General features: G+C 42.4%; 17 protein-coding genes. 4 read left to right on the top strand and 13 right to left on the bottom strand.

Translation table 11 applies throughout. The annotated features are described in order from the left end of the window. The first annotated feature begins 136 nt into the window (after positions 1–136). Complete coding sequence (gene gcvH / locus ACSX1H_RS16250) at positions 137–514, top strand: glycine cleavage system protein GcvH (protein WP_439185290.1); 378 nt, start codon at positions 137–139, stop codon at positions 512–514. A gap of 47 nt (positions 515–561) precedes the next feature. On the opposite strand, the gene ACSX1H_RS16245 is transcribed toward gcvH, so the two are convergent. The 6 genes from ACSX1H_RS16245 to ACSX1H_RS16220 all read right to left on the bottom strand — a co-directional run bounded on the left by ACSX1H_RS16245 (position 562) and on the right by ACSX1H_RS16220 (position 6278). Further along, positions 562–1548, bottom strand: a complete 987-nt coding sequence (locus ACSX1H_RS16245; RefSeq protein ID WP_439185289.1) for a GSCFA domain-containing protein — start codon at positions 1546–1548, stop codon at positions 562–564. Positions 1549–1691: 143 nt separating this feature from the next. Then, positions 1692–2375 (bottom strand): response regulator transcription factor RprY, encoded by a 684-nt coding sequence (gene rprY, locus ACSX1H_RS16240; RefSeq protein ID WP_439185288.1) that lies wholly within the window; start codon positions 2373–2375, stop codon positions 1692–1694. Beyond that, positions 2348–3934 (bottom strand): sensor histidine kinase, encoded by a 1587-nt coding sequence (locus tag ACSX1H_RS16235; protein WP_439185287.1) that lies wholly within the window; start codon positions 3932–3934, stop codon positions 2348–2350. The genes rprY and ACSX1H_RS16235 overlap by 28 nt, the downstream gene beginning before the upstream one ends. Before the next feature lie 85 nt (positions 3935–4019). Beyond that, on the bottom strand, positions 4020–4760 hold the full coding sequence (gene rnc, locus ACSX1H_RS16230; protein WP_439185286.1) for a ribonuclease III: 741 nt from the start codon (positions 4758–4760) through the stop codon (positions 4020–4022). Positions 4761–4766: 6 nt separating this feature from the next. Beyond that, the gene (gene fabF, locus ACSX1H_RS16225) at positions 4767–6014 is read right to left on the bottom strand and encodes a beta-ketoacyl-ACP synthase II (RefSeq protein WP_439185285.1); all 1248 of its coding nucleotides are present in this window, start codon (positions 6012–6014) and stop codon (positions 4767–4769) included. A gap of 27 nt (positions 6015–6041) precedes the next feature. Beyond that, on the bottom strand, positions 6042–6278 hold the full coding sequence (locus tag ACSX1H_RS16220) for an acyl carrier protein (RefSeq protein WP_200466673.1): 237 nt from the start codon (positions 6276–6278) through the stop codon (positions 6042–6044). A 172-nt stretch (positions 6279–6450) separates the two neighbouring features. Here ACSX1H_RS16220 and purN point away from each other — a divergent pair, with 172 nt between their 5' ends. Then, positions 6451–7017, top strand: a complete 567-nt coding sequence (purN, locus tag ACSX1H_RS16215; RefSeq protein ID WP_439185284.1) for a phosphoribosylglycinamide formyltransferase — start codon at positions 6451–6453, stop codon at positions 7015–7017. A gap of 52 nt (positions 7018–7069) precedes the next feature. Here the strand turns inward: purN and ACSX1H_RS16210 are convergent, their stop codons facing one another. The 5 genes from ACSX1H_RS16210 to ACSX1H_RS16190 form a co-directional block, all read right to left on the bottom strand. Next, on the bottom strand, positions 7070–8347 hold the full coding sequence (locus ACSX1H_RS16210; protein WP_439185283.1) for a peptidoglycan DD-metalloendopeptidase family protein: 1278 nt from the start codon (positions 8345–8347) through the stop codon (positions 7070–7072). A gap of 71 nt (positions 8348–8418) precedes the next feature. Further along, positions 8419–9288, bottom strand: a complete 870-nt coding sequence (locus ACSX1H_RS16205) for a YitT family protein (RefSeq protein ID WP_439185282.1) — start codon at positions 9286–9288, stop codon at positions 8419–8421. Between the two features lie 128 nt (positions 9289–9416). Further along, positions 9417–12200 (bottom strand): leucine--tRNA ligase, encoded by a 2784-nt coding sequence (gene leuS, locus ACSX1H_RS16200; RefSeq protein WP_439185281.1) that lies wholly within the window; start codon positions 12198–12200, stop codon positions 9417–9419. Positions 12201–12432: 232 nt separating this feature from the next. Then, the gene (locus ACSX1H_RS16195; RefSeq protein ID WP_439185280.1) at positions 12433–13413 is read right to left on the bottom strand and encodes a transglutaminase domain-containing protein; all 981 of its coding nucleotides are present in this window, start codon (positions 13411–13413) and stop codon (positions 12433–12435) included. Between the two features lie 158 nt (positions 13414–13571). Further along, positions 13572–14921, bottom strand: coding sequence for a sigma-54-dependent transcriptional regulator (locus ACSX1H_RS16190; RefSeq protein ID WP_439185279.1), 1350 nt, complete (start codon positions 14919–14921; stop codon positions 13572–13574). A gap of 249 nt (positions 14922–15170) precedes the next feature. Here ACSX1H_RS16190 and porW point away from each other — a divergent pair, with 249 nt between their 5' ends. Then, positions 15171–18566 carry a type IX secretion system periplasmic lipoprotein PorW/SprE gene (gene porW, locus ACSX1H_RS16185; protein WP_439185278.1) on the top strand — a complete coding sequence of 1132 codons (3396 nt, stop codon included), beginning with the start codon at positions 15171–15173 and terminating at the stop codon, positions 18564–18566. An 80-nt stretch (positions 18567–18646) separates the two neighbouring features. Beyond that, complete coding sequence (porX, locus tag ACSX1H_RS16180; protein ID WP_439185277.1) at positions 18647–20206, top strand: T9SS response regulator signal transducer PorX; 1560 nt, start codon at positions 18647–18649, stop codon at positions 20204–20206. A gap of 72 nt (positions 20207–20278) precedes the next feature. Here the strand turns inward: porX and ACSX1H_RS16175 are convergent, their stop codons facing one another. Then, positions 20279–22834, bottom strand: a complete 2556-nt coding sequence (locus ACSX1H_RS16175; protein WP_439185276.1) for an adenosylcobalamin-dependent ribonucleoside-diphosphate reductase — start codon at positions 22832–22834, stop codon at positions 20279–20281. Positions 22835–23274: 440 nt separating this feature from the next. Beyond that, positions 23275–24501, bottom strand: a complete 1227-nt coding sequence (locus ACSX1H_RS16170) for a 3-deoxy-D-manno-octulosonic acid transferase (protein ID WP_439185275.1) — start codon at positions 24499–24501, stop codon at positions 23275–23277. Positions 24502–24549: the final 48 nt, after the last annotated feature.

Below are 24549 nucleotides of genomic sequence, written 5' to 3'. Positions count from 1 at the left end.
ACGACTAACAACTGATTATATGACACTTAGAAAGCTACTTTGCTTTATCACTCAATAAATGGTCAAACTTGTCATAGATATATTTTAATAAATTCTTTACATTTGAATCATCGTAAATAAAATAAATCGTTCAATCATGAATGTACCTGAAAATCTAAAGTATACAAAGGACCACGAATGGGTTCTAGTTGATGGTGATGTAGCAACCATTGGTATTACAGAATTTGCTCAAGGAGAGTTGGGCGATATCGTTTTTGTTGAAATTGAAACAGAAGACGAAGACCTTGATAAAGAAGAAGTGTTTGGAACAATTGAAGCAGTTAAAACTGTTTCTGACTTGTACATGCCAGTTGCCGGAAAAGTTATCGAAGTAAATCCGGATTTAGAAGATCAACCAGACCTGGTTAACAAAGAGCCTTTTGGTCGCGGTTGGATGATTAAGGTGCAAGTTACTGACACTGCTGAGTTCGATAACCTTCTGACTGCAGAGCAATACAAGGAAGTAATTGGTTAATCAACATCATAATACCATACCAAAAAGCGGCTGATAGCCGCTTTTTTTTATTTTACCTGTTGCATAAAAGCGTCTAAAGCAGGCGACAGGTTTAAGCCTTGATATTGACTCTGCAAAGCTTTTAATTTCCTTATCTGTTTTTGAATAAAAGCCTGATGCTGGCTTGATGAAGGATTAAACGGTCGGTGTTGAACCGCCTGCTGCAACTTTAATAATTGCCCGAGCACTGTTTTAGCGGTTTCATCAAATTGCGCTTCGATGAATTTCTGTCGGATATACGCCACTGCCATTTCTGAAGGATGAAGCATATCATCGGCAAAGAACCGGTAATCGCGCAAATCATCAAGCAGTAATTCATAAGCCGGAAAGTAGTCGCAATTATCCACTTTCTCAATGAGCTGTTCGATGGCCAATAGTAAGGTGGCTTTACTCAACTGATTGCCATGCGCTCCATCTTTCCAATGCCGGACCGGACTAACGGTAAACATCACCCTCACATCAGGATTTACTTCTCGCACGCCCTCAATGAGCCTTACAAACCGTTCCACAATTTCATCCACCGACAAACGGTAGCGCTTAAATGTGCTGGCAGGATATTTATGGCAGTTGGATACAATTAGGCCTTGCTCAACATGTTCGTACACCCAGGACGTACCAAAAGTAAGAATGAGTACGTCTGTGTCTTTCAAGAAGTTCCGACTCGCCTCGAATGACTGATTGATGCCCTTTAGAAAGGCATCGGGCTCGATTGCACTAAACTGGCTATGATGGTAAAAAGTGTGGTATAAACCGTTATAATTCTGCACATCATCCTCCGTAAACTGTTTATCCTTAATGAGGCGTTCCAGAGAATTTGCAATAGAGAAAGGGTTGTAAAGCACACCAAAAGGATTCACCAGCGCATTGAGGCCGATATTAGCAAAATACTGCCCGATGTTTGAAGCAAAGCAGCTTCCCATAAACAACATCCTGGAGTGATACCCAATTAAGTGCTCACCGGGCTTAACATCAACTGGTGTTCTGAAGCAGTCCATTGGCTAGTAAATTAAAGCATTGAAATTACTAAAAAACTGAGTTCCATTAAGCTAATTAAACTCATATTGAAAGCAAGAAAACAAAAAAACCGCCTGCCCCAAAGGACAAACGGTGTATCTATAATTATTTCGATAGTCTCAAATTACATCACCAGCTTATAGCCCTTACCATGCACATTGATAATTTCTACACTTGGCTCGTCTTTAAGGTGCTTACGCAGTTTAGTGATATACACATCCATGCTTCGCGCATTGAAATAGTTGTCATCCACCCAAATGGTTTTAAGTGCAAAGTTACGCTCCAACACCTTATTAGCATTCGTACACAACAACTTAAGCAATTCAGATTCTTTAGTGGTTAACTTAATGGTGTTATCCCCTTCAATCAGCTGCTGCTTTTGGGTATCAAATTTATACTTACCCAGCTGGTAAAATTCCTGTGCGGTATTGCCTCCTTTGGTACGTCGTAAGATAGCTTCAATACGGAACAACAATTCTTCCATGCTAAATGGCTTAGTCAGGTAATCATCAGCCCCAATCTTGAAACCCTGAAAAATATCCTCTTTAAGCGATTTGGCTGTCAGAAATATGATCGGTACTTCGGTGTTTACCATTCGTATATCTTTTGCCAGCGAGAAACCGTCCTTTTTCGGCATCATCACATCCAGGATGCAGATATCGTATTTATTGGCCATAAACGCCTTATAACCCTCTTCACCATCGGGTAATAAATCAGTTTTTAAGCCTTTTGCTTCTAAATACTCGCGAAGCAACATTCCCAGATTTTCGTCATCTTCGGTTAGGAGGATTTTATATTCTTTTTCCATTCTTTTGTGTTTTTTAGAGGGAGGAAAATGTCAAATTTTGTGCCAACTTCAAGTTCGCTTTCAACGGATATCTGACCTCCATGGTCATCAATAATCTTCTTAACGTAAGCAAGGCCTAATCCAAAACCTTTTACATTATGAACATTCCCCGTTGGTACGCGATAAAACTTTTCAAAAATTCGCTTGAGGTTATCCTTTGATATCCCCATACCATTATCTTTAACAGAAATAACAATTCCATTGTTTTTATTCCATGTCTTTACGTACAATACAGGAGCCCCTTTCCTGTACTTAACAGCGTTATCGAGCAAGTTATAAATAACATTTGTAAAATGCACCTCATCAACAGTAATTATACTATTTTTTGCTTCTAAACGTTCAATAATCTTTCCTTGCTGATTCTCAACTTTTATCCTGAAATTGTTGGTAACATGATGAATAAGTTCGTTTACGTCCAGTCGTTTCAGCTTTAATCCTGATTTTCCCTTTTCAAAGATAGCCATTTGCAGCACCTTTTCCACCTGAAAACTTAAACGTTTACTTTCATCCTGAATAACGCCCGAAATATGTTGCAAGGTTTTTGGCGTTTTGGCCACCGCACCGTCCTTTAACATTTGCGAGGCTAACGAAATGGTGGATATCGGCGTTTTGAACTCATGCGTCATGTTATTGATAAAGTCATTTTTTATCTGGTCCAGGCGCTTTTGCCTTACTATGATAACAATGGTTACGATGGACAATAAAATAACAATCAGAGTAAATGCGGCCGACGGAACTACCAGGCCCATTGACTCCAACATGGGATTGGGCTTTTCGGTAAAATGCAAATTCAGGTAGTTCGCCTGTGCATGAAAATCGTTGGGGAATAAATGTTTTCGATACATGTACGAGGCCTCTTCCTCGTTGTACCCTTTGGTCTGAAAAACGGTTTCGCCTCTTGAATTGATAATGGCAAACTCATGCGGATAGGTAATACCCCTGCCCTGCAAGTACTCAAAAATATACTGCTCTACACGCATATTTTCAATGCGACGCTCAATGGGCACATCTTCCAGCAAGGACTTAACCAAGGCTTCGCGCTTTTGCTCTGCTTTCTGTCTGATATCGTTTTGAATCGACTGCATGGCTCCGGTAAAAGGATCGGTCCGCTCAAAACCACGGATGGATGCCGGACCCTGATAGGCCGCCAATAAGGAATCTTGCATATAAGCCGAAGCTGTGTAGTAACCTGCTGAAACGTTCAGATTAAATTCAAACTTATATTGCTGGTTGGTGGATAAAAGCGACTCTTGATCACTATTAAAATACTTTGAATCATGACGCAAACTGGGTGGCACTTTGCTATTACTCGCCGCCAGTCGCTTCTGACTATCGTACATAAGAATTTCATCTTTTTCTAAACGGGTGATGACCTCATCTAAAGCCAGACGAACAGACTGATCAAACTGCTCTTCTTCAATCTCAGAAGCGTTCAAAATCCACATAGCCTGTATGTAAGTAATACCTACCAGTGCAATGGCCATAATAATTGTAAGCCCAAGAATGAATTTCTTACTCATAGAAACAAAAATAGCAGGCTAAAGGGATTAATCTTGCTAATTAACATTAATTAACAGCGCTTTTGTATAAAGTCGTGCTAATCACCTATTTTACTTCGTCGTTACGCAACTTTTCGAGGGCAGCTTTGGCCGCATTTTGCTGAGCTTCCTTTTTGGAAAACCCTTCACCCTGGCCAATTACTTCCCCATCTACTGCGGCACGGGCCACAAATATTGGTGCAACAACATCAGACAAGTGCTTCTCTTCGGTAATAAAATGAACACTTTGTTTATTCTTTTGCCCGAGCTCAATCAGTAAAGACTTGTAGTTACTATCTCTTTTAGCCACCGCTTTAAGATCGACGTACTGATTAAGGATGCGTTCGGTCACAAACAGCTCACACGCCTGATAACCTTTATCTACATATACAGCACCAATTAAAGCCTCAAGCGCATCGCCTAAAATACTTGTTTGGGCAATATCGATCTTCGATTGGGCATCAATCCATTGGCCGAGTCCCATCTTAAGCGCAATACCATTAAGCCGCCCCCGGTTCACAATACGCGAACGTGTTTTAGTTAGAAAACCTTCGTTTTTATTGGGAAACTGTTGGTATAACACATTGGCTACTATTGCTCCAAGCATGGCATCTCCCAAATACTCCAATCGTTCGTTATTAAGCGGGCGATGATCGGTCCCTCTTTTCATAGCTGACTTATGAATAAATGCCAGCTCATAGGGCTGAATATCCACAGGTTTCTCTCCTGTAAGGTCTCGTATAAAACTATAAAACTTTCCCCTCCTTGGAGAGAAAAGTTTTATAATGTGCAAAAGCGGTTTAATCACAGCTTTTTACAATGCTTTAAATACCACAGATGCATTGTGACCACCAAATCCAAATGTATTGGATAAAGCCACTTTAACTGTACGTTCCTGCGCCTTACCAAAGGTAAAATTCAGCGCATTGTCAATTTCCGGATCGTCATCAAAGTGGTTAATGGTAGGAGGTACAATACCGTTCTGAATAGCAAGGATACAAGCCATTGACTCTAAAGCCCCGGCAGCTCCCAGCAAGTGTCCGGTCATGGATTTTGTTGAACTGATGTTCAGCTTATAGGCATGGTCCCCAAATACTTCTTTAATAGCTTTGGTTTCCGCAATATCACCCAGTGGAGTAGCTGTACCATGTACATTGATATAATCTACTTCATTTGGATCAATATTGTTGTCCTTTAAGGCATTCTCCATAACCCTCTTTGCTCCCAATCCTTCAGGATGTGGTGCGGTTAAGTGATATGCATCAGCCGTCATACCAGCTCCTACTACCTCGCAGTAGATTTTGGCACCACGCGCCTTGGCGTGCTCATATTCTTCAAGAATAATTGAAGCACCACCTTCACCCATCACAAAACCATCACGTCCCTTATCAAATGGACGAGATGCAGTTTTCGGATCATCATTACGGGTTGACAAAGCTTGCATTGCATTAAATCCGCCAACTCCGGCTTCATTAATAGCAGCTTCTGAACCTCCGGTTACAAACACTTTGGCTTTGCCTAAACGGATTAGGTTATAGGCATCACCGATTGCGTTCGTAGATGAAGCACAGGCCGAAACGGTACCGAAATTAGGCCCGCGGAAACCATATTTCATTGAAATATGCCCCGGTGCAATATCGGCAATCATTTTCGGGATAAAGAAAGGACTTAAACGTGGTGTTCCGTCCCCTTTAGCAAATCCTGAAATTTCATCCAGAAAAGTTTTAAGACCTCCGATTCCTGCTCCCCATATTACACCAACCTCGTTGGCATCAATGTTCTCTTCAACAAGCTTTGCATCTGCAACAGCCTGATCGGCAGCAATCATAGCGTATTGAGCGTAAAGATCAAGCTTTCGCACTTCTTTACGATCAAAATACTCTTGAGGATCATAACCCTTAACTTCGCACGCAAACTGCGTTTTGAATTTAGAGGCGTCAAATTGAGTAATAGGTGCAGCACCGCTTACTCCATTTACCAGGTTCGTCCATGTTTCTTCAACAGTCTTACCTAGTGGGGTAATGGCACCCAGCCCCGTAACAACTACTCTTTTTAACTCCATAACTACTTTTAACGTATCCTACTCTTCTTACTTTGCGTTTTCTTCGATGTAAGCAACAGCATCACCTACAGTACCGATGTTCTCAGCCTGATCGTCTGGAATAGCAATGTTGAATTCCTTTTCGAATTCCATAATTAATTCTACAGTGTCAAGTGAGTCAGCTCCTAAATCGTTAGTGAAGCTTGCTTCTGGTGTAACTTCAGTCTCGTCAACTCCCAACTTGTCTACGATAATTGCTTTTACTCTTGATGCAACGTCTGACATAGCTCTAAGTTTTTTAAATTAATACTAAAAAATGTTCTTAAACAACTTTGCAAAGAAATACATTTGTGGATAATAATTCAAACTTCATGTAAAGAAATTAACCTTTCATGGTCATTTTTAGCTATTTTTGCGTCTGATTTTTCCCGCTTTTAAAACGCGCAAATACAAGAAAATGAAAAAGATAGTTCTGTTTGCATCAGGTTCAGGATCGAATGTCGAAAACATTGTTAATTATTTTAAAGAAAACCCAAAAGTCGAAATCACCAAGGTCTACACAAACAACCCAAATGCCTATGTTATTGAGCGTTGCAAAGAACTAGGACTACCTTGCTTTGTGTTTGGTCGAAAAGATTTCAGGGAAAACCTCTTGGTATTGGAGGATTTACGGGCGATTGAGCCCGATTTGATCGTGCTGGCCGGCTTCCTTTGGCTGGTTCCTAAAGAATATATTAAGGCATTTCCGGACCAGATTATCAACATTCACCCGGCACTTTTACCAAAATATGGAGGTAAAGGCATGTATGGACAACACGTTCATGAAGCAGTCGTTGCCAACAGGGAGTCGGAATCAGGAATTACCATTCACTTTGTTAACGAACGCTATGATGAAGGCAATACTATTTGCCAGGCCAGGTGTGAGGTACTCAGCACCGATACCGCAGAGGATGTGGCAAAAAAAGTACATGCTCTGGAGTATGAATATTTTCCAAAAACGATTCAAGAACTATTAGAAGCATAAAACAAGAAAGGAGCCTCACGGCTCCTTTCTTGTTTTATTATAGTTTACTTGTTTACTTCTTTTCTGCAGAAGGCAATGGTATTGCGTCCAGTTGCTCTTTAAGTGGTTGAATAAACGACTTAAATGCTTCCATATTTTCCTCCTTAACGGGATTAACTGGTGGTGCATCAATTCTTAACGGATCAACGGGTTTGCCATTTTTAAACACCCTGAAGTCAAGATGCGGACCAGTTGACAGGCCGGTTGACCCGACATAGCCAATCAGCTGCCCTTGCCGCACATGCGACCCTTTAGTAATGCCTTTGGCAAAACCATGCAAGTGCATGTAAACAGTCGTATAAACGCTGTTGTGCTTTATTTTGATGTAATTTCCTCCGCCGCGCTTTTGGTAGGCTCTGGCTATAACTCTTCCATCCCCCAATGCATAAACAGGCGTACCTGTGGGTGCGGCATAATCAATTCCATGATGTGGGCGTCTGATTTTTAATACCGGATGCAGACGACTATTGGAAAAACGACTGCTAATTCGTGAAAACTTCAGTGGTGCCTTTAAAAATGCTTTTCGCAAACTTTGCCCTTCCTCATCAAAAAAATGCGCAAGGCTGTCTTCGATGTAGTTAAACGCATAATAGTCTTTGCCGCGGTGGTGAAAAACTGCAGAATGTATTTTTCCAATTCCTATACTAACACTGTCAACATAAAGTTCGTCGTAGTACACCTTAAAGTTATCCCCTTTCTCAATCCCAAAAAAATCAACTGTCCAGGCAAAAATTTCAGATAATTCAATTGCCAGTAACGGGTTAATGTCATGCTCGGTCATCGTTACCCAAAGCGATGAGTTAATCACCCCCGCAGCCGTTTTAAGCTCATTTCGTATTTCTTTCACATCGCGATAAGCACGAATGGAATCCTCGAGCGATACCACAATGTAATCGGTATTGTCAATGGCATAGACAAAATGCTTCAGTTGTTTTAAGCTGTCTGTACCATAAAATAAGGTATAAGGGTTTCCGACTTTAATTTTTCTGACATCAAACACCGGCTTTATTTTCTCAACAATGGTGTTAATAGTTGGATAATCAACCCCGGCTTTTAAAAAAATATCGGCTAAAAACTGATTGCGCTTTACCTTGCTTTCTTCTATCTGAAACGAATCGACGGGCAGGCCATATAGCAATTCCGGCTCCGGAATTTCAATGACCTCGAGCGAATCAAGCGTTTCCTCCGTTACTGGCGATGTTGGATGTTTAGGTCGATTTAAAAGTAAAAAAACAACAGGAACAATTACTACAATTGCTACTACCAGAATAAACAGCTTTTTTTTGGTCATCAGTTTTTATTTTTGAAGTACTTGCAAATTAACAATACACCGGCTAATGATACAAAAAGATAGGCGAAAAATTATCTTTTAATTTTATCGAAACCCTGTCCGTAAACTCCCATTACTGTTCCCACAGTAATAAAAGCATCCGGATCAATCTGCTTCACGACCTTAAATACTTCCTGCACCTCATTTTTCCTGGCGATAACCATCAGCACCTTGCGCTCTTCACCGGAATAGCCACCGGTGCCATGTAAAATAGTCAACCCGCGTTGAGCATCAAAAATCACTGACTTCCTGAGTTCTTCGGGCTTTTTAGAGATAATAAAAAACTGTACTGTTTGCTTATTACCTGAAATCACCATATCCACAGCATAGGCAAGAATGGCCATCGTCATGAGGCCATAAACAACCGTTTCGATGGAGGATGTCTGCACCAAAAAGAAGGAAGAAGAAATGATGATCACATCCATGCCTAACAAAAGGCGTCCTAAACTGATGTTTCTATACTTATTAATCATCATGGCCACAATATCGGCCCCTCCGGTACTGCCACCATTAACAAATACAATTCCAGCACCAATACCACCCAATATGCCACCAATGATGGCATTCATCATCACTTCTGACACCACCGGTTCTGGAAACAAGGGCCTGAGAATTGTTAATAAGCCGGAAAAGACCAACACGCAATAGATGGTTTTGATGCCGAATGAAGCCCCAAGAACCCGCATGGCTAACAAAATCAGTCCGATATTAATAATTAGTGAAGTTAAACCCACATCCCAGCCTGTTATAAAATAAATTATTGTTGAAATACCTGTTAATCCGCCTCCTACAATTTTAGCAGGGATTAAAAAAGCAGTCCACCCCAGAGTTCCTATGGCTAAACCAATGGCCAGCATAATATAGCTTCTAATTTCTTTGAATATGGTTGATGTGTTTTGCATGTATGTTTTACTAATCAGTATGAACTAAAAAAAAGCCTGACCTCAATTTTAATTAAGGTCAGGCTTTATGTTGTTTTATTGTTCTAAAGCGGCTAATAACTTGATATAGTAATTATAGCTTATCATTATTATCCTACAACGATGTTAATAATTTTCTTTGGCACGATAATTACTTTTCGTACCGACTTACCTTCCAGCCATTTGGCAGCCGACTCATGTGCCATCACGGCTTTCTCAATATCAGCATTGCTCATTTCTGCGGGTAAATCAATTTTAAATCGCATTTTCCCGTTAAACGATACCGGGTAAGTCACTGAAGATTCAACCAGGTAGCTTTCGTTCAGCTCAGGCCATTTGGCATCACAAACGGTTGTAGTATTACCCAGTGCGTGCCATAGCTCTTCGCTCATATGCGGAGCAAATGGCGCCAGCAATGCCAATAAAGGCTCCAAGATTTCGCGCTTATTGCATTTAAGATCATTCAGCTCATTCACACAAATCATAAACGCACTCACACAGGTGTTGAAGGAGAAACGCTCCACATCTTCTGTAATTTTTTTGATGGTGCGGTGCAACACTTTCAGTTCATCAGGTGTCGCTTTTTCATCACTCACGGCAAACGCCTCATCTTTGTAAAACAAACGCCATGTTTTACGCAGGAACTTATGAACACCATCTATACCATTGGTATCCCATGGCTTCGATTGTTCCAGTGGTCCCAGAAACATCTCGTACAAACGCAAAGTATCTGCGCCATACTGCTCAATGATTGTATCCGGGTTCACCACGTTATACATTGATTTAGACATTTTTTCAACGGCCCAGCCACAGATGTATTTACTATCTTCAAGAATAAACTCGGCATTGGCATAATCGGGACTCCATTTTTTGAAAGCGTCTAAATCCAGCTCATCGTTGCGCACAATATTTACATCCACATGAATGGGCTGCACATCGTGTTCTTTGCGCAGGTTATACGACACAAAGGTATTGGTGCCTTTGATGCGATACACAAAATTAGAGCGCCCCTGAATCATCCCCTGATTAATCAGTTTCTTGTAGGGCTCATCCTTAATCACTTCACCAATATCAAACAGAAATTTGTTCCAGAAACGTGAATAAATCAAGTGACCGGTTGCATGCTCGGTACCACCTATGTACAGGTCTACATCCTGCCAGTATTCATTGGCTTCTTTACCTACCAGTGCCTTGTCGTTTTTCGGATCCATGTAGCGCAGATAATAGGCTGATGAACCGGCAAAGCCAGGCATGGTATTCAGCTCCAAAGGATACCCTTCTTCAGTTGTCCAATTCTTAGCGCGTCCTAAAGGTGGTTCTCCCTGTTCGGTTGGTAAGTATTTATCTATCTCTGGCAATGTCAAAGGCAGCTTCGACTCGTCCAGCATGTAAGGCATATCGTCTTTGTAGTACACAGGGAATGGCTCGCCCCAATAACGCTGACGACTAAAGATGGCATCGCGCAGGCGGTAATTTACTTTTACTTTACCAATGCCCTTTTCAGCTATATATTCTTTCGTTTTGGCAATGGCCTCTTGCACATCAAGCCCGTTGATGATGCCCGAATTGACCATGGTCCCTTCTTTCGAGTCGATGGAATCTTCCCAGGTCATCGGATCGGTTTCCTCAGCTCCTACAGGAATCACTACCTGACGAATGGGCAAACCAAAGTGTTTGGCAAAGGCAAAGTCGCGCGAATCGTGCGCTGGTACCGCCATAATGGCACCTGTACCGTAACCAGCCAATACGTAATCACTGATCCAAACCGGAATTTCCTCATTGGTGAGGGGATTGATGGCATAGGCACCTGAAAACACGCCGGTTACCTTCTTCACTTCAGCCATGCGCTCGCGCTCAGTACGTTTTTTGGTCTCCTGAATGTAAGCATCAACAGCTGTCCGCTGCTCTGGTGTCGTGAGCTGATCTACCAATTCACTCTCTGGAGCCAATACCATAAAGGTTACGCCATACACCGTGTCGGCACGTGTGGTGAAGATTTCCATCTCCACATCTGATTCTTTCACCTTGAAAGTCATTTCGGCCCCTTCTGAACGACCAATCCAGTTACGCTGAATTTCTTTCAACGAATCACTCCAGTCCACATTATTCAGGCCATCCAACAAACGCTCGGCATAAGCTGACACTCGCAGAGACCACTGACGCATCACCTTTTGCTCCACAGGATGCCCTCCCCGAACGGATAAACCTTCCTTCACCTCATCGTTGGCCAAAACAGTGCCCAAGGCGGGACACCAGTTCACCATCGTATCGGCCAGGTAGGCTAAACGGTAGTTAAGTAGAATCGCTTGCTGCTCCTTATCCGTCTTAGCCTTCCATTCATCAGCTGTAAAACTCAACTCTTCGCTACAAGCCAAATCCAAACCTTCAGTGCCTGTTTTTTCAAACACCTCAACCAACTCACTGATTGGTCGTGCCTGCTTCGCCTGATTGCAGTAGTAGTGATTAAACATCTGGATAAAAGCCCACTGAGTCCAATGATAATAGTCTGGATCACAGGTTTTCACCTCACGATCCCAGTCGTAACAGAATCCAATTTTATCGAGCTGCTCGCGGTAACGGTTTAGATTGTTTTCGGTAGTAACTGCAGGATGCTGCCCTGTTTGAATTGCATACTGTTCGGCAGGCAAACCATAGGCATCGTAACCCATAGGGTGCAGCACGTTAAACCCGTTCAGTCGCTTGTAGCGGCTATAAATATCGGAGGCAATATAGCCGAGTGGATGACCTACGTGCAAACCAGCTCCGGAAGGGTATGGGAACATATCCAACACATAGTATTTCGGACGGCTTTTGTCTACCTCTACTTTATAAACTTTATTGTCGCTCCAGCTTTTTTGCCACTTTTGCTCAATCTCTTTAAAATTGTATTCCATATTATAAGGTTGACTTAATGCGTATTACGCATGTAACATTCGATACTCTACTTTCAAAATGCGAAATTACTAAAACTTATTTAAACAGATAGGTCATAAAGCCTTATGAAGGGTGTGATTTAAGACATTTTATTGAATGAACCCTTCGAGGCCAGAATACGCGAACAGGCATGCCCCCGCAGCCTTGGTTAGTAATCTCCCCTTGTGCTCCCTGAGAACAATAATTAAACAGTTACTTTAGCATGAGCTTATAAGTCACAATGGTCTTGTTGTTACTAATCAAATCCAGATAACCAGTTTTTCGATGCTCTACAGGTATAGATAGTATCCACCTTTTTCCTTTACGTTCCCCTTTCACTTGTTGCATGTATTTCTGATCATGAAACGCATAATGCAGTTGCTTACCCTCAGCGGCTCCCTTTATTTCTATTTTGATGTGTCCTTTGGAGGCTTTTGTTATGGTTCCCCTTAAGGGTACAACCCTGAGATTGCTTGAGAAATAGTATTTATGAAACAAAGCCAGCTCAGCAAACTCCTTAATAGATCCACTCTGGTTCAGCCACTTTACATCTTCGGGAAAATGGTTAAGGGCAAATAAGGCTGGTGACATCATGAAGTACACGTCCGAAAAATCCGGTACAAAGCGATTATTCTGCAGTTTAACATGTCCGGCTCCCCAAGTTACATCCACCCAATGCCACTTTTCATCAAGCCAAATAGCATTCCACGCATGATCTGCACTTTGCGGCATTTGCCCTATTTGCTCAGGCCTGGTTTTTGAATAGCCTTCCACCACCTCGCACCTAATCCCACAAGCCTCACATAGTAAGCGGTATAACTCGGCATAACCCTGACAAACAGCCCGTTTCTTCTTAAGGGTTCTCACTGCCAGCTCCTTTCTGAGCTGTTGCAGTTTCTGCAGCTTTTCTTCTTCGCTACGATAGCTGATTCGCATAGAGGACTGAGGTGTGCCGTTTGTATCATAGGCAATATTGGCCGCTACCCACACATATATTGCAGCCGCTCGGTCTTTATCGTTCTTAAAGTCATTAGTAATTTGTTGCACAAGCTGCTCGTAGTGCTTAAAAGTAGGAGGGTAGCCATTCACCTTTTCAACAATTGCAGACTTAATTTGAGCCTTCAAACCAGAAACGGCTATAAGTAACAGGACTACTAAACAGCCCCTCTTAAATATCGATAGTTGCGCCCACATACTACAAGCCTTTCAGTTACGACCATGCTTTCAATTGCCTTTCAGCTTTTTGTCGGTCTACATGTAAAACAGAAAGCAAGGCAGAACGTTCGAAACTGATAATACTTTTTGCCTTGCCCCTGCAAACGAAAAGAGCTTTAGAAACAGGCAAAAGTTTTTTAGTTCCTATCCGCTTCTTTATCCCGTTTAATCAGGTTATAAATGGTGGACTTACCAATATCCAATTTAGCGGCCACTTTCAGCACATTGTTATTGTACTTTTTCAGAAAGTGCCGAATGATTGACTCGCTATACTCTTTCAGTGTCATCTCGCGACCAAACATCTCCATCTCTCCCTGTGCCGAGCTAAACACAATGTGCTCCTCATCGATGATGTTATTATTAGTCAACACAGCACCCAGTTCAACAATGGCCTTTAGCTCCCTAACATTCCCCGGAAAGTTGTAGTTCAGCAGCTTCTTTTTAGCTCTCGGTGTGAGATCGATCTTTTTCAAGCCGTTTTCTTTGCAAAATGCGCTTAGAAAATAGCTACTCAGCAATAGCACATCTTTATTGCGCTCTTTTAAAGATGGCAAGTGAATAGGCAAGCCTAAAAGACGATAATACAGATCCTCCCGAAAATTGCCTTTTCGAACCTCTTCAGCTAAATCCTTATTGGTAGCTGTGATGATGCGCGTATTGATTTTAATCACCGCATTTCCTCCTACACGTGTAATTTCACGCTCTTGCAACACACGTAATAATTTGACCTGCAGGTTAAAATCCATCTCCCCAATCTCGTCTAGAAAAACTGTGCCTCCGTCCGCTTCCTCAAACTTTCCCTTTTTGGTATTGAGAGCACCTGTAAACGCTCCTTTTTCATGACCAAATAACTCACTTTCGATTAACTCTCGAGGAATAGCGCCCATATTAACAGCAATAAACGACCTGTCCTTACGTGGTGAATTATAATGAATAGTTTTGGCAATCAACTCCTTACCTGTACCTGTTTCACCATACACCGACACATTAATATTTGGCACCTTAATGGCTTTATCGATGAGGGCATATACAGCTTTTATGGCCGGACTGTCACCTATAATGGCATTTTCGTAGTCGTATTTATTCCCTATCTCACTCTTCAGCTGAGTGATTTCATTCTTAAGGGACTTCTGATTTTTAATATTATTCAGGGCATGCAGCAGGCGCTCTTTAATGTTCTCATCTTTGGTAATGTAATCATACGCCCCTTCACGCAACAGCTGCACTGCTGTTGAAACATCGTCTTGTCCCGATATAATGATGACATCAATCTCGGGATTAAACTTTTTTATCTTTTTAAGAATTTCATTGCCCGTGTAATCAGGTAAGCCAAGATCCAGCGTTACAACGTCAGGGTTATCGCCCAGGCTTCGGATAAAATCCTTCCCATTAAAAAAAGTGGCCACTTCAAAATCAGGATTGAGCTTGAGTGTATGTTCAATCAGTTTGTTAAAAACCCTGTCGTCTTCAATAATATTAATTCTCATAACTTACCAAAAAATTCGCCATGTCCTAATAACACGGAGTTAGAGCCGATAATTGGTAAATTTAAAAATTGTTTTTGCTCCATAGGGCTATTTTTGAAGATTAATGAAATATTTTTGTCAAATACGAGTTTAGTAAGTTAAAAAGCTTACACTTAAACAAAAGCTATTATTTTTGAAAATAAAGGCATTAACTCTGACCAATGTGTGCAGGGTGGATAGCCTCAAACATCTAAAGTCGAAAGAGAATTCATGATTCTTAGAAAAATCAGCATTATACTTGTCCTTCTTTTGGTGTGGAGTTGCAGCACTAAAAAGAACACCTGGCTAAGCCGCAACTACCATAACCTGACGGCCTACTACAATGTCTACTTCAATGGCAGGGAAGCATTTAAAAACGGGGAAAACGCGATTATAGAAAGCTACCAGAACGACTACTCTAACATCCTGCCTGTGTTTGAGGCTTCAGACCCCGATGCCGCTGCCGTTGCTGCAGCCGATATGGACAGAGCCATTGAGAAAGGTCAAAAACTCATCAAGAAACACTCAATTACAGCTAAACCGAAAAAGCGCTCGCGAAACAACGCCTATGCTACAGATTTTTACAACAAAAAAGAATTTAATGCCTGGGTGGATGATGCTTATGTACTTATTGGTAAAGCACATGTTTATAAGCATGAGCAATCGCTGGCTATTCGCACCCTGCAACAGGTTGTTCGCGATTTCCCCAACTCGGAAACCATGTACGAAGCGCTGATATGGCAAGCCAGAGCTTATACCGACAGGCAAGATTTTATTGGTGCGCAGGCAGCTTTGGAGAGCTATGATTTAGGCGGCAATGCTCCTGTTGAGCTCTACCCTGATTACATGGCGACCTATGCCAACCTGCTACTGACGCAGGAAAAATACATTGAAGCCATTCCTTACCTCAAAAATGCCCTGGGCGACGAAACGGATAAGCACAAACGACTGCGCTACTCATACATACTTGGCCAGCTATACCTTTTAGATAATCAGCGGGAAGAAGCTGCGCAGGCATTTAACTATGTGGCCAAAGCCAGTGCTGATTATGAAATGACGTTTAATGCCAAAGTCAATCGGGCTTCCATCATTTACCAGGATGCAGATATTGCTGACGTAAAGAAAGAACTGCACAAATTGCGGAAGGATAAAAAGAATAAAGAATACCTGGACCGCATCTACTACGCATTTGGAAAAGTGGCTTTGCAGGAAAACAATGAAGCCGAGGCGCTCTCTTATTTCAAGAAATCGGTGAACGAGAGTACAAACAACAGCAGCCAAAAAGGTTTATCGTACAGGGAGGCCGGCGAAATATTCTACGCCCGAATGGATTATGCCAATGCCTATTTTTATTACGACAGTGCTTTAACGGTCATTAACACCGACTTTGAGCAACTCGATGAACTGAAGGAACGTCATTACGGCTTGAGTGGACTGGTAGATCACCTGCTTACCGTAGAGCGCGAAGATAGCCTGCAGCGACTGGCTGACATGAGCGAGCCGGTTCTTTACGCCTACCTCGATGGCATGATTGCCGAGAAAGAGGCAGAACAAAAACGACTCAAAAAAATGCAGGAAGAAGAGAGCATGAGCGATGCCTTCTTCTATCAAAACACGCGCTCCTCAGATAATTATGGCCAGACCGGCAAATGGTATTTTTACAACCAAACCTCCATGGCGATGGGTAAAATGGAGTTTGAAAAGCGCTGGGGCAAGCGAAAACTCGAAGACAACTGGCGGAGGAAAGATAAAAGCAAAGTTGCCGATGAGGCCAATGCACAAGACCCATTTGATATGCCTGAAGATCCGTTTAACCAGAACTCTCGAGAAAACGCAACTCTGCAGCAGGTTGACAACAGAACCAACTCTGAATCGGGAGTTGCTAATGTTATTATTCCTACCAGAAACCAACTGCTGGCCGACATTCCTTTAAGTAGGGACAAACGCCAGCTTTCGGATCGAAAAATAGAAAACGCCCTATTGGAACAGGGGCTGGTATTTATGGACCGTCTGAATAATTATCCTAAAGCTATTGAAGCATTAGAAGAGCTACTCAGTCGTTATCCAAAAGCTGAGTCTCGCGACGAAGCCCTTATTGCTTTATACAACGCTTACCGTCTTAACAGCGAGACATCTGGCATGCAGCTAACCAAAGCACGCATTGAAAATGAGTTCCCAAACCACCAGTTTGTCGCTTTTCTTAACGACCCTGATTTTCTCAAAAAGATACAGGATAAGAAAGCTGAAGAAGCAAAAGCATATGCCGCTACCTACGAAGCATTCTTATTTGGTCGCTTCGAGGAAGTTATCGCCAATAGCACACAAGCGATTGAAACCCCCTCAGAAACAGGCGGCCTCACAGACAAATACCTGCTACTAAGAGGCTTGTCGTATGGAAAACAAGGTGCCTTAGAGCCCTTCAAGCAAGATCTGTCGACCATAATCAGCAATAACAAGCAGAGTGAACAGGCCACCCTGGCAAAAGCCCTGCTGGAACACATCGAGGCAGGTAAAACGCCGGTTCAGGGTACGCTGTTTGCTAGCTCAGTACAGACCAACATTCCGGTTATGGAACAAACTGTTGGGGAAACATCTCCTGAGGATGCTGGTTTTGTTTACGTTGAAAACGAACCATATGAGTTAATTGTACTCGACATCAAAGACACAGATATCAACAGGGCCATTTACCACGTTGCCGATTACAACTTCTCCCGCTACTTACTGCACGACTTTGATATACAGGAGAAAAGATTACTGGATGGCTCTTTAGCGATTGTTGTGTCGGGCTTTGGCAACCGCATCGAAGTAATGGATTATTTCTATGGCCTGAGAGAAAACCCTCACTTTTTTGGCTTCAAGAAATTGAACGACCAGATTATAGTCATCTCTGCCAGTAATACCAACAAATTCTATTTGTCGGGGCTGGTAAAAGAATACACCGCATTTTTCAATAAGTATTACTTACAACCAGCCAGTGCTGAGGAAATTAAAAAGGTAAGTGTGCAAGACGTTGCCACCCCGGAGGCAGAAACAAAGTCAAACACAAGAGAGGTGACCGAAGAGCTTATAAGTGAACAAGACACCCTGGTCACCACGCATGATGCTCCGCAAGCTTTGCAACAAAAACCTGAGCAAGCACAGGAGACAAGCCAGAGCCAAGTGGAGGAAAAGAGGACTGTTACAGCGCCATTGGAAAACCCAATCCAAACCGCAAGTCCCGACTCTGCGCAAGTAACTGTGGCAACAGAAGCGCCTCGTCAGGAATCGGTGTTTGCCAGCACAAAAACCGCTCAACACCTCGTAGTGGTGCTGATTCGAAAAACGCGACTTGATTTTAACCGCATTCACAAAAATTTTGCCAGCTACACACGTAATAACTTTAGTGCTAACAACAATGTCCAGCTGATTGATTTTGCAGACAGCTACAGAATGGTGAAGATAGATGGTTTTGCTAACGCCGAGGCAGCAGCCAACTACCTCAAAAGTATGGATAAATACCCTTACCTAACACGCGATTTCAAGCAACGCGAACACTACATCTGGTTGATATCGGAGGATAACCTGAAAAAACTGGAGGAACTCAACAACCTGGAAGCCTATGAGGCTTTTTATAAGTCGAACTACTAGAATGCAAGTGCTATTGGGGTGATATTTGTATATTGAGCCCCAATTTTATGCATTTGAACAGACTGTTAACAACACCGGATATGACAGATAGCAAAACAAATATCCTTTGGGTAGATGATGAAATAGAGCACCTGAAGGCACATATTCTGTTTTTAACAGAAAAAGGATATGAAATTACAACTGCCACCAATGGCCACGATGCCATTGAACTGGTCAAGCAAACGTATTTTGATCTCATTTTTCTTGATGAGAACATGCCCGGCCTTACCGGCCTTGAGACGCTTCCACAACTAAAAGAATTGCGCTCCGAAGTGCCGGTTATCATGATCACCAAAAGTGAGGAAGAAGACATCATGGATCAGGCCATTGGCAACCAGATAGCCGATTACCTGATTAAACCCGTTAATCCGCGCCAGATTTTGCTTTCGATAAAAAAGCATGTAGATAAAAAAGATTTGGTGACCAAAACAACGACCTCTGGTTACCAATCGCAATTTGGCCAGATAGCTCTCAAGATAAATGATTCATTCACTTATAACGATTGGATCGATATTTACAAAAAGCTCATTTACTGGGAACTGGAACTGGAACAAGGTGATGGAGCCATGGATGAAGTGCTGAGCATGCAAAAAAATGAGGCCACTCAAACCTTCACTAAATTTATTAAACGCAACTACCTCTCGTGGCTCAATGCGCCTGACCAGGCGCCACTTATGTCCAATAACCTCATTAAAAACAAGGTGCTCCCCTTATTAAATGAAGGCCAAAAAGTATTCTTCATCGTTATTGATAACTTCAGGTTCGATCAGTGGGAGGTGCTCAAAAAAACCATTTCGCAAGATTTTTTAGTGGAAGACGAATGTCCCTATTTCAGTATTTTGCCTACCGCCACACAGTATGCGCGCAACGCCATATTCGCTGGTCTATTGCCGGCTCAAATAAAGGAATTATTCCCACAATTTTGGGTCGATGACGATAGCGATGAGAGTAAAAACCAGTACGAAGCAGAACTCTTGGGCACGCTTCTCGAACGCTTTCGCCTAAAACACAGCTATGCCTATCGAAAGATTACAGATGGAGAGGCCGGAAAAAACCTGCTTGATGAGCTGCACAGTTTAATGCCCAATGACCTGAATGCGGTGGTATTCAACTTTGTTGACATGTTGTCGCATGCCCGCACCGAAGTGAAAATGATTAAGGAACTGGCGCGTGATGAAGCTGCCTATCGCTCCTTAACCCAATCGTGGTATAACCATTCCTCATTAAAGGAACTACTGAAACGACTTAAAAATGAAAATGTAAAGGTGGTCATCACTACCGACCATGGTACTACCAGAGTGCAAAACCCGGTTAAGGTAGTTGGCGACCGGGCAGTGAATACCAACCTCAGGTATAAGCAAGGAAAAAACCTTGCCTACAAAGCAAAAGAAGTCTACGAAATATTAAAACCCGGCGAGGCTGCACTGCCGAGGTACAATGTTTCCACTTCGTATATTTTTGCCTGTAACAATGATTTTTTTGCTTACCCCAACAATTACAATCACTATGTGAACTACTACCGCGATACGTTTCAGCATGGCGGCATCTCGCTTGAAGAAATGATAATTCCGTGCATCACCCTTAAGGGACGAAATAATTAGCCAATTATGCATAAAAAAAGAGACACTTTGCGAGTGTCTCTTTTTTTTTGACGGTTACTTATTTGGCAGATATTAACCACATTTTGACGAACCGCAGCTCTTACAAATCAAGCATCCTTCCTGATATATCAACTCATCAGAGCCACAGCTTTCGCATTTTCCTCTCCTGGCTTTTGTGCCGTTAGGAATATATTTCTTGAGTGCTCTTTCCACCCCGTTTTTCCAGGTGTTAATCGACTCATTATCTAACTGAAGACCAGCCACCAACTCAATCACGCCTTCGATAGGCATTTGGTGACGCAATACACCTGAAATAAGCTTGGCATAGTTCCAGAATTCTTTATCAAACTTATGCGACAAGCCCTCTATAGTTGTTTTATAGCCGCGCTTATTCTTAAACTGGAAATCATAACGCGAAGTACCATCCGCTTCCCGGTTTTTAATAATCTTACCTGTTTGAACAGATTTAGGCAATAAAATACCATCCTCGTCATCAGAGAGTCCGGTGAAGATTTCGTAGGGTTTACCATCAATCAGTCCTACAAAAGCAATCCATTTTTCTTTATTGTTCTGAAAACGCACTACATCCGCATCCAGCTCTTCGGGACGCTTTTTAGGGAAAGCACCAGTCTTCTCTTCATCTTTCTTATCATTGGCAATAAGCACACCGGCGCGGCTGCCATCGCGATAAACCGTTACCCCTTTACAGCCACTTTTCCAGGCCTCCACATACAGTTTTCCTACCAACTCTTCAGACACATCTGAAGGCAGGTTAATGGTTACACTGATTGAGTGATCAACCCATTTTTGAACACCTCCCTGCATGCGCACCTTGCTCAACCAATCTACATCATTAGAAGTAGCTCCATAATAAGGCGATTTAGCCACCAATTGATCCAATTCTGCTTGTGAGTAATTTTTGGCTGTCTCGTACCCATTGGCTTCCATCCAAGTTACAAACTTATGGTGGAACACGGTGTATTCTTCCCAGCTATCGCCTACTTCATCCACAAAATCAACGCGTGTTTCAGGATCGTTAGGATTCACCTTACGACGACGCTTATAGACTGGCAGGAATACCGGCTCAATGCCCGAAGTGGTCTGCGTCATTAAACTGGTGGTTCCCGTAGGTGCTATTGTTAAGGCAGCAATATTACGGCGACCGTACTTTTTCATCTTTTCAGCCAATTTTGGATCAGCTTCAAACAGACGATTAATAAAGGGATTATTGGCTTCTTTAGCCGCATCGAAAATAGGGAAAGCGCCCCGCTCTTTAGCCATCTCAACAGAAGAGCCGTAGGCTGCTAAAGCCAGACTTTTGTGCACTTCAATTGAGAAATCAACAGCCACATCACTACCATACTGCAAGTTAAGGGCAGCCAGCATATCACCTTCTGCAGTGATACCAACTCCTGTACGACGGCCTTCTCCAGCCTTTTTACGGATATTCTCCCACAATTCGCGCTCCACACGCTTAACTGTATTACTTTCAGGGTCTGCCTTGATCTTATTTAAAATACCATCAATCTTTTCCAACTCCAGGTCGATGATATCGTCCATAATGCGCTGTGCATAGGCCACATGCTCTTTAAATAACTCAAAATTAAATTTAGCCTTGGGTGTAAACGGATGATCGACATACGAATACAAATTGAGTGCAATTAAGCGACAGCTATCATACGGACATAAAGGAATCTCGCCACATGGATTGGTTGAAACGGTTCGATACCCCAAATCGGCGTAGCAATCGGGCACCGACTCTCTAATAATGGTATCCCAGAAAAGAATACCCGGCTCGGCCGATTTCCAGGCGTTGTGAACAATTTTGGACCACAAGCCTGCCGCATCAATTTCTTTAGTATACTTGGGCTCGTGGGCGCCAACCGGGTAGCTTTGCAGATAGGGTTTGCCATCTACTACAGCCTGCATAAACTCATCGTCGATCTTAACCGAAACATTGGCGCCTGTTACTTTGCCCTGCTCCATTTTCGCATCAATGAACGACTCCGAATCAGGATGTTTTATCGATACACTCAACATCAGCGCTCCACGGCGACCGTCCTGCGCTACCTCGCGGGTTGAATTACTAAAACGCTCCATAAACGGCACAATACCTGTTGAAGTAAGTGCTGAATTTTTTACAGGTGAGCCCTTAGGACGAATGTGAGATAAATCGTGACCAACGCCGCCTCTGCGCTTCATCAGCTGCACCTGCTCCTGATCCACCTTCATGATGCCACCATAGGAATCAGATGGGCCATCATCGCCAATTACAAAACAATTGGATAAAGAAGCCACCTGATAGTTGTTACCAATTCCAGACATTGGTCCACCCTGTGGTACAATATACTTAAAGTTCTTTAGCAAATCGTACAGCTGGGTTACCGCCATTGGATTGGGGTACTTCTCTTCTATACGTGCTATTTCCCTGGCCAAACGCCAATGCATTTCATCAGGATTTGATTCATAAATATTACCGTCTGAATCCTTCAGGGCATATTTATTAACCCATACGCGAGCCGCTAACTCATCTCCCTGAAAATATTCAAGCGATGCATTAAAAGCCTCTTCATATGTAAATGTTTTTTTCACTTCTCTAGTTTTTGGGTCGATTTCTTTAACTGCCATTTGCTCACAAAATTTAAGGTGTTGATAAAATGGTATTTAGTATTTTTTCGCTGCTTATTTTTCGTGCTTGCAAGTTAGCAAAGGTTGTAAGGTGGAGCAAACATTAGTTATTAACAACGCACCAAAGTTGTCCAAAACTTTTTGTCTTGTCTTTTACTATCAATCACTTAACAATCGCTCATCACCCCAAAAGTTTTCCATTTTGAAATTTTTATCAACCTTTCAGAAATTTAACCACCCTGCTATTGCAAATTTCACAAGCCTTGAAACCGCTATACTTCTATGGGTATTTTGCATGCCCCTTTTAAGATGAAAACTCTTTCCGATGCACTCGTAGTCCAATTTTTGGAATGTTATCAACAACTTGTTAAGGACAAAAAAAGCTGAAGAATTTAAATTCTCCAGCTACCCCTATTTTGATTCAAATTTACGTTCAAGACTTAGTCAAACACTTCCTCCATGATCATCTTGGTGGCACCACACATTTTTTCCACATAGGTCTTTGCGCTGTTTGATGCAGCAGCCAGAGCCCTTTCATCACTCCACAACTGTTCAACCCGCTCATTAAACTCATCACCGGTTTTAATGGTATAACCACCCTGCACCGCAATTAAGTCGCGCGCCTCCTTAAACTTTTGATAGTTCGGACCAAAGAATACAGGCATCCCATAAGTAGCTGCCTCAAGTGTATTGTGAATTCCCACTCCAAATCCTCCGCCAATATAGGCCACTTGCCCATACTTATAGATCGAAGAAAGCATGCCGATGGTGTCTATGATTAATACCCGCGCATCATCAGGGCGGTCCTCCGCTGATGTGTATTTAAAATAGGGAACCTTCAGTTTTGCCTCTATCTGCCGGATATGCTCAGCATGTATTTCATGGGGCGCGATAATCAACTTAACGTCCCGATTCACATTATGGATATAATTCAGCAGGATATCCTCATCGGGTGCCCAGCTGCTCCCTGCTACAATCACTTTTTGGGTATGGCCAACAAATTGTTCAATCAGCTCAAAGTTTTTTGATTCCTGAGCAATAGCGCGAACCCGATCAAACCGTGTGTCTCCGGCAACCGCATAATTATCCAATCCTATTTGTTGTAATAAATCGCCTGAAGTCTCGTCCTGCACATAAAACTTTTTAAAAGCCAAGAGCATTTTTCGGAACCAACCCCCATAGTTTTTGAAGAAAGCCTGCTCTTTTCTGAAAATCATAGACACGCCATAAACAGGTATATTTCGCTTCGATAATTCATTTAGAAAATGACGCCAAAACTCATACTTAATAAAGAACACCTTTTCAGGCTGAATGGCATCAATAAACTGCCGGGCATTTCGTTTGGTATCGGCCGGGAGATATAGAACATGGTCGGCCAATGCAAAACTCTTACGCACCTCGTAGCCCGAAGGAGAAAAAAACGTTAAAACAACTTTGTAGCTCGGATACTTCTCCTTTACGGCTTCAATAATGGGACGGCCCTGCTCAAACTCTCCCAAACTGGCTGCATGAATCCAAATCACCTTTCCCTCAAGCTGTAACTCTTTCAGGCGTTTGGTTGTCTCCTTCCGGCCTGAACGCAGCAATTTGGCCTTTTGGTTAAAGGGGGCTACCAGAAAAAGCAATAGTGAGTAGGCAGCTATTCCAATGTTATATAAGAATGTCATGTTTCAAATTTTGAGCAAATATAAGGGATGATTCACTATGCAACAGCT

The organism is Carboxylicivirga taeanensis, assembly GCF_051851475.1.
GTDB classification, from domain to species: Bacteria; Bacteroidota; Bacteroidia; order Bacteroidales; family Marinilabiliaceae; genus Carboxylicivirga; species Carboxylicivirga taeanensis.
This window is presented reverse-complemented; position numbering and strand designations above follow the sequence as displayed.

Coding starts and splice junctions, on each gene's coding strand:
- porX (WP_439185277.1), top strand. CDS start 18,647: ATGACAGATAGCAAAACAAATATCCTTTGGGTAGATGATGAAATAGAG.
- ACSX1H_RS16170 (WP_439185275.1), bottom strand. CDS start 24,501: ATGACATTCTTATATAACATTGGAATAGCTGCCTACTCACTATTGCTT.
- rprY (WP_439185288.1), bottom strand. CDS start 2,375: ATGGAAAAAGAATATAAAATCCTCCTAACCGAAGATGACGAAAATCTG.
- ACSX1H_RS16235 (WP_439185287.1), bottom strand. CDS start 3,934: ATGAGTAAGAAATTCATTCTTGGGCTTACAATTATTATGGCCATTGCA.
- ACSX1H_RS16245 (WP_439185289.1), bottom strand. CDS start 1,548: ATGGACTGCTTCAGAACACCAGTTGATGTTAAGCCCGGTGAGCACTTA.
- ACSX1H_RS16205 (WP_439185282.1), bottom strand. CDS start 9,288: ATGCAAAACACATCAACCATATTCAAAGAAATTAGAAGCTATATTATG.
- ACSX1H_RS16175 (WP_439185276.1), bottom strand. CDS start 22,834: ATGGCAGTTAAAGAAATCGACCCAAAAACTAGAGAAGTGAAAAAAACA.
- ACSX1H_RS16190 (WP_439185279.1), bottom strand. CDS start 14,921: ATGAGAATTAATATTATTGAAGACGACAGGGTTTTTAACAAACTGATT.
- ACSX1H_RS16220 (WP_200466673.1), bottom strand. CDS start 6,278: ATGTCAGACGTTGCATCAAGAGTAAAAGCAATTATCGTAGACAAGTTG.
- porW (WP_439185278.1), top strand. CDS start 15,171: ATGATTCTTAGAAAAATCAGCATTATACTTGTCCTTCTTTTGGTGTGG.
- gcvH (WP_439185290.1), top strand. CDS start 137: ATGAATGTACCTGAAAATCTAAAGTATACAAAGGACCACGAATGGGTT.
- leuS (WP_439185281.1), bottom strand. CDS start 12,200: ATGGAATACAATTTTAAAGAGATTGAGCAAAAGTGGCAAAAAAGCTGG.
- ACSX1H_RS16210 (WP_439185283.1), bottom strand. CDS start 8,347: ATGACCAAAAAAAAGCTGTTTATTCTGGTAGTAGCAATTGTAGTAATT.
- purN (WP_439185284.1), top strand. CDS start 6,451: ATGAAAAAGATAGTTCTGTTTGCATCAGGTTCAGGATCGAATGTCGAA.
- ACSX1H_RS16195 (WP_439185280.1), bottom strand. CDS start 13,413: ATGTGGGCGCAACTATCGATATTTAAGAGGGGCTGTTTAGTAGTCCTG.
- fabF (WP_439185285.1), bottom strand. CDS start 6,014: ATGGAGTTAAAAAGAGTAGTTGTTACGGGGCTGGGTGCCATTACCCCA.